This window comes from Bacillus sp. WC2503, from assembly GCF_052682895.1.
Genome location: NZ_JBQYMD010000001.1, coordinates 2,273,371 through 2,286,649, shown reverse-complemented (window position 1 = coordinate 2,286,649; position 13,279 = coordinate 2,273,371). Strand labels below are relative to the sequence as shown.

Below are 13,279 nucleotides of genomic sequence, written 5' to 3'. Positions count from 1 at the left end.
TTAAAATAAAGAAGTTCGTTTGTAGAATAGAGAATTGATACATATAGTAAAGTTTTAATAAGTAATGTATGATCACTCAATATTTACAGAAAATATATTAATACTTTAGAATTCCTTTAATTTTCATTATTATTTGTTTAAAATTATCCGTTATATTTATAATGTGTTTATTTCAATTTATCGTATTGCGACGCAGTTTCACACAATTATAAAGAAATCCAAAAAATAAAATCTTCACTAGAGTACATTTACTCTTTATTTATTGAAAAAAAATGATTATGCAACTAAGAAAAGTGCAATTTATTGAAATAGAGGTATATTAGAATTTATTTGAAGAAAAAGAGAATGCACCAATTAGTATTTCAATGCTGTGCAGGTGAATATGGAAACCAATTGTCGGGGTAATAACGGAAATGGCAGCATATGAAAGAGAGAGGGAATAAAATGAATATAGTGAAATTACGTCCTAAGCAGCGGTCTAAGTATCGCATTATAGTAGGGACATGGTATTACTCTACAAAGAGGTACATTCAGTGGTTAGTAGACGGAAAAACATATGCAAAAAGGTTCCAACAAGAAAAGCTGCCATGTACAGCAATTCAGCACCGAACAATACTACTTCGGAAGCTCAAGGATGTAGATATGTGGTATCAAAACAATAAGGTTGTTAATTTAAAAATTGCTATTAAAAAACTTAATGGTATCGTCATTAGACCGGGAGAAACATTTTCTTACTGGCGTTTAATAGGTAAGCCTACGAGGAAAAAAGGGTATGTAGAAGGTATGGTTTTACACTACGGATCTTTTCAAACAGGTATTGGAGGAGGCCTTTGTCAGCTTTCAAATTTAATATATTGGATGACTTTACATACACCGCTGACAGTAACGGAGCGATATCGTCATAGCTTTGATGTCTTTCCTGATTCCAGGCGAACGCAGCCGTTTGGAAGTGGAGCGACGTGCTTTTATAATTATTTGGATTTGCAAATTAAAAATGACACGGATCAACCATATCAACTTCACCTTTATATGACAGAGAAATATTTAGTTGGTGAATGGAGAACAATGTATCCGCAACTTTATCAATATGAAGTTTATGAAAAAGAACACGCCATTCAGCCTGCATACTGGGGTGGTTATATACGACATAATGTGATTCAACGCAGAGTATATAATCAACAGAAGCAGTTTATAGAAGATCAATATGTAACGGAGAATCACGCTATAATGATGTACGAACCATTTTTAGTTTGTAAAAATGAAAATAGTGAGTAATATGGTAAACGCATAGATTATATAGTATAGCATGTATGTAATTCTTATTTTTATCAAAAAAGTATAAATCCTAAATTTACTTGGTTTTCATTGGAATGAAAATAAGAAACACAGATGTGAAAAAGCACTGTGTTTTTTTTATGTATTTATTGGAAAAAAACTCGAATTCTCGGCACAAATGCTCCTTCTTTCTTATTATAGAAGCTATTTTGGACGTAAGAAATTTGTAAGAAATGAGTAAGAAAAAAGAGATTTTCATTGTATAAAATATTTATTATATCTACACATAACACCTGATACTAATAGTATGCTATAATATGAATTAGCAACATACAGGAAAGGAATTAGAAAAATGACCTTACAAAATACTAAAAATTTAAAAAAACAAGTTGCTCCTTTTGAAAAATCAACGATTAAAAAAAGTGTTTGGCAACTTATCAACACAATAGTTCCATTTATTATTTTATGGTACCTTGCTTATAAAAGTTTGTCAGTTTCTTATTGGTTAACATTAGTTCCATCTCTGTTAGCCGCTGGATTTATGACACGAATTTTCATTATTTTTCATGATTGCACCCATTATTCCTTTTTTAAAAGTCGACGTGCAAATAGAATAGTTGGAACATGTATGGGTGTTTTAACTTTATTCCCATTTGATCAATGGGGGCATGAGCATTCTATTCACCACGCTACGAGTGGTAATTTGGATAAGAGGGGTACAGGGGATATTTGGACGCTTACAGTTGATGAATATGTAGCTGCACCATTTAGACTTCGTTTAGCATATCGTTTATATCGCAATCCATTCGTTATGTTTGGATTAGGTCCGATTTATGTTTTCTTGCTTAAAAATAGATTTAACCGAAAAGGTGCAAGACAGAAAGAACGTATGAATACTTATTTGACGAATATATTAATCGTTGCTTTAATAGGGGTACTTTGCTGGGCAATCGGATGGCAATCGTTCCTTTTCGTACATGGTACTATATTCTTAATAGCAGGCTCAATAGGTATTTGGCTGTTTTACGTACAGCACACATTTGAGGATTCTTATTTTGAAGAGGATAAAGATTGGGAATATGTGAAAGCGGCAGTGGAAGGAAGTTCTTTTTATAAGCTTCCAAAAATTTTGCAATTCTTAACTGGTAATATTGGATTCCATCATGTTCACCATTTAAGCCCAAGAGTACCTAACTATAAACTAGAAGAGGCACATAATAATACGCTTCCGTTAAAAAATGTACCAACGATTACGCTTGCTACAAGCTTACAATCACTACGTTTCCGTCTTTGGGATGAGAAAAGTAACAATTTTGTTAGCTTTAAAGATGTCAAAAATATAATTAAAAATAATGTTTCTGTTCGAGTGAAATCTGAACTATAACTTCATCGCATATGAAAAACTCCCCTTAATCATTTTTGATTTAAGGGGAGTTTTTGTTTAAATAGTAGATGATTGATGAGGAGGGGATTTCAAATTGTAATTACGAAGGATTAGGAAATGTCGTTAAGGATAATTGATTCTCGTTTAAATGAAAATGATGAAGTGAAAATAGAGCCTGCTACAAATTTGCAACAGGAATCTATTATGGATAGCCGAAGACATCGGCTGAACGAAATTATCCGTTATCTTAATAGCGAATGATTACAATCGACTATTTCTCCCAAAGCTCGATGAGTCGTCCTTCAGGATCTTTAATCCAAATAAACTTTCCAAATTCACTAACCTCTTCTTTCTTTTCAAGAGGTATACCAATTTGTTCAAGATGGTGAATAGTCTCATGTAGATTATGTACTTGGAAATTTAACATCACTTGTTGTTCTGTTGGAAAATAATTGTCATCTTCATTGAAGAAAGAAAAGATAGTCTCAGTTCCTGATTCGGGTTTAATCACAGTCCCATTCCAATTTTCTATTTCAATCTTCAATACTTCGCTGTACCATTTTTTTATAACATCAATATTTTTAGTTCTCCAAAATATTCCTCCGAATCCTTTGATCATCTTATATAACTCCTGTCTATTTTAAAATTTTTAATGTGACGTAGTATAAATTTAATATATCAAAACAAAGTGGTAATAGTAAGGAAAAGCATCAACTTATGAACAATAAAAAAATAATAATTGCTAACAGCATTTCCTACATTAATTATACCGACATCATCTTTGAAACCAAAGTAAAGGAAAGGAGTGTAGCAATACTGACCCGTTTGAGGATAACACTTGAACGCAAAAACCTCCTGAACAATTCAAAACACGAAGTGCTATAAATAATCATTTCAATAGTATAGAAGAAATAGGGGAATTGTTCCTGAGAAAATGAATGAAGGAATGATAAAAGACCGCACATGAGGTGAAATCCATGCGCGGTCTTCTCTGTATCGTACAGTACTACAAAGGTTCGCTAATTTTACCTTCTTTATGAGTGCTACTGGTGATTTTTTTCTTAATCTTAAAGTGATAGTAAGTGTAGCAAAAGATGATAAATGGTACAGTACAGTAGATTCCTAGTCTTTGATCGGGGATAAAGATAAGACTTACTAATATAATGCCATACAATCCAAAACCAAGAATGGGTACAAGTGGATAAAGTGGAGTTTTGAATTTTAAGTCTTCTAATTTTCCACCTTCAGCTAAATAGCGTTTACGGAAAAAGAATTGAGAAACACAAATTGACATCCAAACAATGATTGTAATGACTCCAGAAATTGAAATAAGCCATAAATAAACCGTTTCAGCAGCTACCACGCTTGTCAAAAGAGAAAAAGCAGAAATAGCTATCGTCAAGATTAAAGCGTTTAGTGGTATTCCTCGTGATGATAATTTCTTTAAAAAGGCTGGCGCCATTTCATTTTTTGATAATGACCAAAGCATGCGAGTTGCGGCGTACAGTCCTGAGTTTGCGACAGAAAGAACAGCGGTAAGAATAACAAAGTTCATAATATCAGCTGCATACGGAATACCGATATTATCAAAAACAGCAACGAATGGGCTCTTTGTTAATCCTGCTCCTTCCCAAGGAATTAAAGCTACGAGAACAAAAATTGCTAAAACGAAGAAAAACATCGTGCGCCATATAATATTTCTAATAGAACGAGGCAAAGTCTTTGCTGGATCTTCACTTTCACCAGCTGCGATTCCGACAAGTTCTGTACCTTGGAAGGAATAATTGACTGTAACCATTGTTAATAGGATAGCGGCAAGTCCATTTGGGAATAAACCACCGTGATTTATGAAATTTGAAAATAGCGGGGCTGGTTCGTTTCCTTTTAAATCAATAAAACCGAACATAGCGGCGCCGCCAAGAATAATGAAAGCGATAATGGCAGATACTTTAATGCTTGAAAACCAAAACTCTGTTTCTGCATAACTACGAGCAGATAATGCGTTTATAGTGAATATGGTAACACCAAATATTAAACACCAAACCCAGACAGGAATATCAGGAAACCAGCGCTGCATCGTAATTCCGGCAGTTGTAAATTCAAGACCGGTCGTATTCGCCCAGCTTAACCAATACAACCATCCGATTGTAAACCCAGTTGCAGGATTAATGAACTTGGTGGCATATTCCTGGAAAGAACCTGAAACAGGCATGGCTACAGCAAGCTCACCAAGACATAGCATAACGAGATACATTAATAATCCACCGGCCATAAAGGCAAGTACGGATCCGCCAGGTCCAGCTTTACTTATAATAAAACCAGATCCGTTAAATAACCCCGTTCCAATCACACCACCGAGTGCAATCATGAATAAATGTCTACTTTTCATTGTGCGCTTTAATTCATTGTTTGTATTGTTTACTTGCGTCATTGTTTTCCTCACTTTCAAAATTGGTAGTATGAAAATTGATGTTTTTCCGTATTATGGAATGTATTCCGTGATGTGAAATATTGTTCTAATTTTCAGATAATTAAAAAGAAAAGTCAATATTTTTTTGTTTGCGTTTTCAAAATGTTGATAGCGTATCTTTTGTTTATTTTGAAAATTAAATAAATTGATTGATTTCAGTTTGAATTTTTGATAAATTGATAGTTAATTAGGCTAAACATACTACAAGTAAAGTTGAGGCGAATTATGGTACAGTCCATTGATCGAGCGATAAGTATTATTAAGCTATTAAATTCTACAAATGAAAAAGAGTATTGGGCTATTTCTGATATAGCTGATGGAACACATCTTCCGGTTAGTACAGTACATAGATTACTTAATTCTCTAATGGAGCATGGGTTAGTTACACAAATTTCAGAAACAAAGCAGTACAAGATTGGGCCAATGTGGATGGAAATAGGATTACGTCAATTGGAGAAGGTAGACTATAGATCTGTTGCAAGGGAAGTGATGAAGCGATTGGCCGCTGAAGTGGAAGAAAGTGTCTATTTGAACATTCCAAATGGAACTCATTCTATTATTATTGAAAGAATTGATAGCCCTTTAAAAATTCGGGTTATCGATAACTTAGGGGAACAGATTCCACTTTCGATTGGCGCCGCAAATAAAACGATGCTTGCCAATATGAAAACGAATGAAATGGAATACATTGTAGAACAATTACTTTCTTCTTTACCAGAACAAAAGCAAATTCTTCTTAATCAAATAAAACAAATAGAAAATGAAGGATATGCTGTAAGTTATGGTGAAAAAACAGAAGGGACAGCTTCAGTAGCTGCACCTATTATCGGATTCAATCATAAAGTAGTAGGAGCATTAAGTGTTGGGTTAATTAGTCATCGTATTAATGATGATCGACTATCTTTTCTTATTAGTAAGGTAAAAGAAGCAGCTCATGAAATTTCAATAAAAATCGGCAGTACATCAGAATTATAATTTTGATAACTGTCGTTATTTTTTATTCATATATTGGAATTGATTTTCATAATGCGGAAAAATAGGGAGGTTACTATGTCAAAGTGGCAATCAAAAGAACAATTGATTCAGTTATTAAGCAATCTTGTTGAAATTCCTAGTATTACAGGTTCAGAAGCTGAAGTTATATTACCAGACTTTGTTGTAGAACAATTATCTGACTTACAGTATTTCAAACAAAATCCGCATCATTTGCAAAAAAATCCGACGGGGGATGGACGATATTTTGTTACCGCCCTAGTAAAGAAAAGTGATAGTACGAAAAATACTGTAATTCTTGTTAGTCATTTTGATGTTGTAGATGTACAAGATTATGGAGTGTGGAAAGAAGATGCATTTCATCCTAAAAAGTTAACATCTATGTTTTACTCTCATAAAGATGAACTACCAGATCATGTACGTGAAGATATAGAACAGGGAGATTGGCTATTTGGTAGAGGGACAATGGATATGAAATGTGGTCTAGCTTTACAAATGGCAATGGTTGAGCAAGCTTGTGAAGGAAGATTTGATGGGAATGTTCTTTTATTAGCTGTTCCAGATGAAGAAGTGAACTCCGTAGGGATGAGAGCAGCTGTTCCGAGATTATTAGATTTAGCAAGAGAACATGATTTAGAATTTAAAACGGTTCTAAATTCAGAGCCTATGTTTTCAAGGCATCCTGGGGACCAAAATAAGTATATTTATACTGGTTCTATTGGGAAGGTGTTACCTGGTTTCCTTTGCTATGGAAAAGAGACACATGTAGGTGAACCTTTTGCAGGCTTAAATGGGAGTTATATGGCTGCATTATTAACAGCAGAATTAGAGTTGAATACGGACCTTTGTGATATTGTAGATGGTGAAGCGAGTCCTCCACCAACTAACTTGCTTCAAAGAGACTTAAAAGAGGACTATTCTGTACAAATTCCGCATCGTGCAGTCACACTATTTAATTTGTTTTTACTAGAAAAATCGATGACAGATGTCGTTTCGTTGCTGCGTCAAAAAGTAACGAAAGTAGCAGAGAAAATCGAAGAGTCTTACGAGAAGCAAGCATATCGTTTTTCTAAATATAATCCGTTCATACCTCCTAATCTTAAAGTAAATGTATTAACGTATGAAGAGCTTATCGCGTATGCAATTGAACAACATGGAAAAGAGACAATAAATGATATTCAATCTAATATTATAAAAAATAGAGAAGATAAAGATGATCGTGCAGTAACAATCGATTTAGTTGATAAATTAGCTATATTATGTAAAGAAAAAGCGCCGATGATTGTACTTTTCTTCGCTCCGCCGTACTATCCAGCTGTGAGTTCACGCGACAATCCTTTCATTAAAGAGGTAGTTGTAGAAATGGAAAAGTATGCCCAATACAATCATAGCATTACATTTGAAAATCAAAATTATTTTGGAGGAATTTCAGATTTAAGCTATGTGGGCTTACAGAACCCATTGGATTCAATGAGTTCTCTTGTAGACAATATGCCATTATGGGATAAAGGCTATTCAATTCCACTTCAGGAATTAGAAGAGTTTGACGTTCCAGTATTAAATATGGGGCCGGTAGGAAAAGATGCACATCAATGGACAGAGCGTCTAGACGTAAATTACGCATTTGAAACGCTATTCGATATGTTACCGATATGTATTGAAAAATTACTTGTATCTAATAAAATTACTCAGTCATAGTTAGGTGTGTATAAAAGTGAATGAATGGAAAACATAACATTCAGAAGGTATAGAAATAGAAGCCAAAAAGAGGATTTGAATATAATTATTTTAATATAATAAAAACAAAACGGGCAAACTCAATCATTTATGAATTTGTCCGTTTATCTTTTGGCGAAAATAGGGGTATGTAAACTACATGTGTATATAGTCAAAAACAGTTTGTAATTAGTGTTTACTTTTTAGTTTGATTAGATAATTCAATAGACTTTTGCGTGCAACGTTGCATAGCTGAAATGATGGCTGTTCGCAAGCCTTTTTCTTCTAATGTTGCTACAGCCTCTATTGTCGTTCCGCCTGGGGAACAAACCATATCTTTCAATGCACCTGGATGTATTCCTGTTTCCAATACCATTTTTGCAGAACCTAACACAGCTTGAGCTGCGAATTTATATGCTTGATTTCTTGGCATACCATCTAGTACAGCAGCATCTGCCATCGCTTCTATAATCATATATACGTATGCTGGCGAAGAACCACTTACAGATGTTACAACATCCATTAATTTTTCGCTTACGATCTCTGTTTGACCAAAACTATTGAAAATGTTTAGTACATCTTCTAAATCTTTTTCTGTAACCATTTCGTTAGGGCATAAAGCAGACATTCCTTCTCCAACAAGAGCAGGAGTATTAGGCATTACTCTCACAACCTTTAATTTTTTATCAAAGGCATCTTCAGTACTATTAATGCTTTTCCCCGCAGCGATTGTTACGACGATAACGTCGTTTTTAATCACTTCTTTTATTTCATTAATTACGGAGGAGTATAAGTCTGGTTTTATTGATAAAATTAAAATATCAGCCTTTTTAGCTACTTCATTGTTGTCAGTAGTTGTAGTTATCCCGTATTTTTCACTAGCATTTTTTAAATTCATAGTGTTCAAATCTGAACACATGATTTTATTTGAAGATACTATATTATTGTTTATCATACCGCCAATTATAGCCATCCCCATATTTCCGCATCCGATGAATCCAATTTGTTTGTTCATAATAACTCGATCTTGCTCCTTTTATAATAAATTATATCGGTTTGATATTATTATCTTAGAATAAGAATAACATCCCTGTGCAATATAAAGAAACATTCTAAGAGAATATATTCCTTTTTGCAACACTAAAAGATAAAAATTAACTATATTCGACATTATGTAAATATATACACTATAATTTAAGGTTTTATGCTTATGAATATGAGTTAAACTTATATCAATTTTTATTTTCATTCAGTAGGGCGATAATTTCATAACAGTAACTTGCGGCTCTATTTATTTTTAAAAATACCTCTTGACACCGAATCGAACTATATCGCATAATATAAAAAAATTAGATCGAAAATCGTTGAAGGGAATTAGTACATATGTCTTCTTACGAAAGAGAGTGGAATTCACCGGCTGAAAGATTCCTCGTATAGAATGTATCGAACCTATCCCTGAGTCTTAAATGAAAGTTTAGGCGTTCGCCTGCGTTATAGGCGTCAAGTGGATATCTATGTATATCAATCAAGGTGGTACCGCGGAACAATGACCGTTTCGTCCTTATTATTTTATTAAGGGCGAAGCGGTCATTTTTATTTTGCTCTTTCATACTACAGGGCAGCATGGATGAGAATAAATATAGCTGCAAACTGAATGAATAGAAGTGTAATGTATAAAAACTTTGATTTTAGACTTGGGGGTTACAAAAGTGAAAAAACAACGAATTGTTGTAAAGATAGGGAGTAGTTCCTTGGCAGATAGTCATGGAGGCATTTCTAAAGAACAACTTTCAGATCACGTTGCCGCATTGGCACGACTGAAACAGGAAGGGCATGAAGTTTTGTTAATTACATCTGGAGCCGTCGCAGCAGGTTTTTCTGCTCTTGGGTATCCTAGCAGACCAGTGACAACTAAAGGGAAACAGGCTGCAGCAGCTGTCGGACAAAGTTTATTAATGCAGGCGTACACAGAGGAGTTCCGTAAATATGATATTGTTACTGCACAACTTTTATTAACGAGAAGTGATTTTTCTAGAAAAGAACAATACAGTAACGCGTACGCTACTTTAGGAGAGCTACTAAACCGTTCCGCTCTTCCTATCATCAATGAAAATGATTCCATTTCTTTAGAGGAGCTGACGTTCGGTGATAATGATATGCTGTCAGCTTTAGTAAGCGGACTTGTGTCGGCAGATATGCTTATGATTTTTACGGATGTGAACGGTTTATATGACAAAAATCCTCAAAAAAATACGGATGCGAAAAAATATTATTTTCTTCCTGAAGTTACGGAAGAAATCGCTTCTCTTGCTGGAGATGCTGGTTCAAAACTTGGAACTGGCGGTATGAAATCAAAAATCGATGCTGCAAAGACGGCACTATCTCTTGGAGTGAGTGTATTTATCGGAACAGGACGTGGACAGGAAAAGTTTTTAGATGTTTTGAAGGGCAAAGGTGATGGAACGTATATCGGTAATGCTCCTCAAAAAGTAATTAAAATGAACAAGCAATGGATCGCCTTGCATTCGCTTGTTAGCGGTCAAATTGAAGTAGATGCCGGGGCAGCTACTGCTATCATTCAACATGGAAAGAGCCTTCTTCCTGCTGGTGTTACAAATGTGTCAGGATTTTTCCAAGTGGGTGAAGTCGTGGAAGTAATTACGCAACAAGGGCGCGTAATAGGAAAAGGACAATGCACATATAGCGCGGAGGAACTAAGGAATTTAAAAGGTATGAAAAGCCAAGATATTCAAGCAAGAGGCGAAAGGCATAATTATGAAGTCATCCATAGAGATCATTGGGTTTCATTTTAAGAAAAGAGAGCACGCAAATTTGAATGGGCAGGTAAGTTTTAGATACTCGTGTTAAATGGTTCTCAAATAATATACTGATTAACCTTTAAAAAGGAGGAAATAAAAATGAATGAAGTGTTGGCAAAGGGGAAAAAAGCGAAAGAGGTTGCTAGAGAACTTGTGCTTACATCTACAAATCAAAAAAATGAAGCACTTACCGCAATTGCTGATCAGTTGATAGTAGAAACAGCTTATATTGTAGAGGAAAACAAACGGGATATTGAAGAAGGTAAGGCAAAAGGATTTTCTGAGTCACTCCTTGATCGTCTTATGCTGAATGAACAACGTATCATTGATATGACTGAGGGAATTAAGCAGCTAATTGATTTACGTGATCCTGTTGGGGAATGTGTAAGTGCATGGGAAAGACCAAATGGACTATCTATTCAGGAGATGCGAGTACCACTTGGTGTTGTCGGGATGATTTACGAGGCAAGGCCGAATGTGACAGTAGATGCTGCTACAATTTGTTTGAAAACAGGAAATGCAGTCATATTGCGTGGTAGTTCTTCCGCTATCCATTCTAATAAAGCGATCGTTGCTGTAATTCACCGAGCGCTCAAACAAACGAGCTTGCCTCAAGAAAGTGTACAGCTCATAGAAGATACGACGCGAGATAGCGCGAAGCAGTTATTTACATTAAATGACTACTTGGATGTTCTTATCCCAAGAGGTGGCAAGCAATTAATCGATACTGTAGTAAGAGAAGCGTCTGTTCCAGTACTTGAAACAGGTGCGGGAAATTGTCATATTTTCATTGATGAAACAGCGGATAAACAAATGGCATTTAATATTATTATAAATGCAAAAACGCAGCGTCCATCTGTATGTAATGCAATTGAAACGATTATACTTCATGAAAAGTGGGCGCAGCAATTTGGTAGCGAACTGTTTTCTTTATTGAAGGAAAGAGGCGTGGAGCTACGTGGTGATAAGAAAGCATTGGCAATTGATTCTTCTATTGCATTAGCTTCAGAAGAGGATTGGGAAACTGAGTTTTTATCTCTCACGCTAGCAGTTAAAGTCCTTTCTACAGTAGAAGAAGCGATTCATCACATAAATACGTATGGATCTATGCATTCCGAAGCGATTATTACAGAGAACGAGGAAAACGTCAGCAAGTTTTTCACATCCGTTGATGCCGCAGCACTTTATCATAATGCATCGACTCGTTTTACGGATGGATCTGAATTCGGATTTGGCGCAGAAATTGGCATCAGTACGCAAAAGCTACACGTAAGGGGACCAATGGGACTTCCTGCATTAACTTCTACAAAATATGTGATTCGTGGGAATGGACAGATTCGGGGATAAAAATTATAAAGGAAAAAGTGAAATAATAACGAAAGACACCCAATTTCATTTAGGTGTCTTTCGTTATTATAAGTATTGATTTACCACACAAAAAGCCCCACGAGCATAGCGCTTAACAAGGAAACAGCCATTCCGCTAACAAGAAGCTTCCAAACATTTTTACCGATTATTGATGATTTTTCTCCGCCAAATAATGAATTGTAAGTTCCGTATATCATACCTACTGTACTAAAGTTAGCAAAAGAGGCTAGAAATGTAGTTGCAACAGCAATCGTATGCGGTTGTAAAGACTTTAAGTTTGATTTTAAATCCATCATGGCAACAAATTCATTCGTTGTGATTTTGATTCCCATTAATTCAGCTACATACATAGCATCTTTACCTGTTAAACCGAGTAAAAAAGCAAAGGGGCTAAAGATAATGGAGAAGATTTTTTGAATTGTTAAACCTGCTACAAAAAAGCTTAAAATACCATTTAAACATGCTGTTAAAGCTACATATCCAATTACCATAGCTAAAATAACGATTACCATATTCATTCCGACTAACATACTGTTTGAAATAGTAGAAAAGAAATCTTTTTTTTCATTTTTTGAAGGTTTATAAACAACATCTTCTTCTTTCGTAACTTCAATAGGATTTAAAACATTAGCTAAAATTAATGCGTTAATACAGTTTAAAGGAATAGCGCTGAAAATATATGTTGCTGGAACCATTGATAGATAAGCACCAAGAATGGATCCGCTGACACTACTCATACTCATAATTCCAAAAGTCAACAAACGATTTTCTTTTAAAACAGATAATTGATCACGAACAACCGCAAGTGCTTCCGTATTTCCTAAAAACATCATTTGAATGGAAAAGAAACTTTCTAACTTTGGTAAACGAGAAATCTTAGAAATAAGTGCACCAACTTTATCAATGATCCAAGTTAAGACTCCAAAGTAGGAAAGGATATCAAAAAAAGTGATAACAAAAATGATAGGAAGTAAGGCACTAAAGAAGAAATCAACTGTTTGATTTTCCATAGCTGAAGGAAATGCAAAACGAATACCTTCATTCGCGCACGATAGTAGCCAACTGAAAAATGACGCAATTTTATTAATAATAATACTGCCCAATTTGGTGCCTAACATAAACCACGTAATAAAAAGCTCCAATATGATTAGAATAACGATTGGTCTCCATTTTATTTTTCTTTTATTAGGCGAACAAAGGAAGACGATTAATATTACAACAAAAATCCCTAACATATTTAATATGAAATGCATG

Annotated in this window: 11 protein-coding genes and 1 other annotated feature; of the genes, 7 read left to right on the top strand and 4 right to left on the bottom strand. The window is 34.8% G+C overall.

Annotated elements, in window-relative coordinates:
- Positions 1–444: 444 nt before the first annotated feature.
- The 3 genes from ACUN26_RS11710 (at position 445) to ACUN26_RS11700 (ending at position 2,920) form a co-directional block, all read left to right on the top strand.
- Positions 445–1,275, top strand: coding sequence for a VanW family protein (locus ACUN26_RS11710; protein ID WP_001028382.1), 831 nt, complete (start codon positions 445–447; stop codon positions 1,273–1,275).
- Positions 1,276–1,627: 352 nt separating this feature from the next.
- Positions 1,628–2,659, top strand: a complete 1,032-nt coding sequence (locus tag ACUN26_RS11705) for a fatty acid desaturase (protein WP_000174972.1) — start codon at positions 1,628–1,630, stop codon at positions 2,657–2,659.
- 117 nt (positions 2,660–2,776) lie between these two features.
- Positions 2,777–2,920 carry a hypothetical protein gene (locus ACUN26_RS11700; RefSeq protein WP_000058621.1) on the top strand — a complete coding sequence of 48 codons (144 nt, stop codon included), beginning with the start codon at positions 2,777–2,779 and terminating at the stop codon, positions 2,918–2,920.
- 10 nt (positions 2,921–2,930) lie between these two features.
- Here the strand turns inward: ACUN26_RS11700 and ACUN26_RS11695 are convergent, their stop codons facing one another.
- Positions 2,931–3,278 (bottom strand): VOC family protein, encoded by a 348-nt coding sequence (locus ACUN26_RS11695; protein ID WP_000589583.1) that lies wholly within the window; start codon positions 3,276–3,278, stop codon positions 2,931–2,933.
- A gap of 387 nt (positions 3,279–3,665) precedes the next feature.
- Positions 3,666–5,090: an amino acid permease gene (locus ACUN26_RS11690; RefSeq protein ID WP_000195519.1), complete on the bottom strand. Its 1,425-nt coding sequence runs from the start codon at positions 5,088–5,090 to the stop codon at positions 3,666–3,668.
- Between the two features lie 264 nt (positions 5,091–5,354).
- Here ACUN26_RS11690 and ACUN26_RS11685 point away from each other — a divergent pair, with 264 nt between their 5' ends.
- Positions 5,355–6,104 (top strand): IclR family transcriptional regulator, encoded by a 750-nt coding sequence (locus tag ACUN26_RS11685; protein WP_000250754.1) that lies wholly within the window; start codon positions 5,355–5,357, stop codon positions 6,102–6,104.
- Between the two features lie 75 nt (positions 6,105–6,179).
- Entirely contained in the window at positions 6,180–7,820 is a 1,641-nt protein-coding gene (locus tag ACUN26_RS11680) for a M20/M25/M40 family metallo-hydrolase (protein ID WP_000049535.1), read from the top strand.
- A 214-nt stretch (positions 7,821–8,034) separates the two neighbouring features.
- Here ACUN26_RS11680 and proC read toward each other — a convergent pair whose 3' ends face one another.
- Positions 8,035–8,853, bottom strand: coding sequence for a pyrroline-5-carboxylate reductase (gene proC, locus ACUN26_RS11675; RefSeq protein WP_001041315.1), 819 nt, complete (start codon positions 8,851–8,853; stop codon positions 8,035–8,037).
- A gap of 340 nt (positions 8,854–9,193) precedes the next feature.
- Positions 9,194–9,404 (top strand) — a binding site (T-box leader).
- A gap of 143 nt (positions 9,405–9,547) precedes the next feature.
- On the opposite strand from proC, the gene proB reads away from it, so the two are divergent.
- Both proB and ACUN26_RS11665 read left to right on the top strand, forming a co-directional pair.
- Positions 9,548–10,651 (top strand): glutamate 5-kinase, encoded by a 1,104-nt coding sequence (proB, locus tag ACUN26_RS11670; RefSeq protein ID WP_000744732.1) that lies wholly within the window; start codon positions 9,548–9,550, stop codon positions 10,649–10,651.
- Between the two features lie 105 nt (positions 10,652–10,756).
- A complete protein-coding gene (locus ACUN26_RS11665) occupies positions 10,757–12,004 on the top strand; it encodes a glutamate-5-semialdehyde dehydrogenase (RefSeq protein ID WP_001006648.1) in 1,248 nt (415 codons plus the stop codon).
- Between the two features lie 80 nt (positions 12,005–12,084).
- On the opposite strand, the gene ACUN26_RS11660 is transcribed toward ACUN26_RS11665, so the two are convergent.
- Positions 12,085–13,278: a nucleoside transporter C-terminal domain-containing protein gene (locus ACUN26_RS11660; protein WP_000545491.1), complete on the bottom strand. Its 1,194-nt coding sequence runs from the start codon at positions 13,276–13,278 to the stop codon at positions 12,085–12,087.
- Position 13,279: the final 1 nt, after the last annotated feature.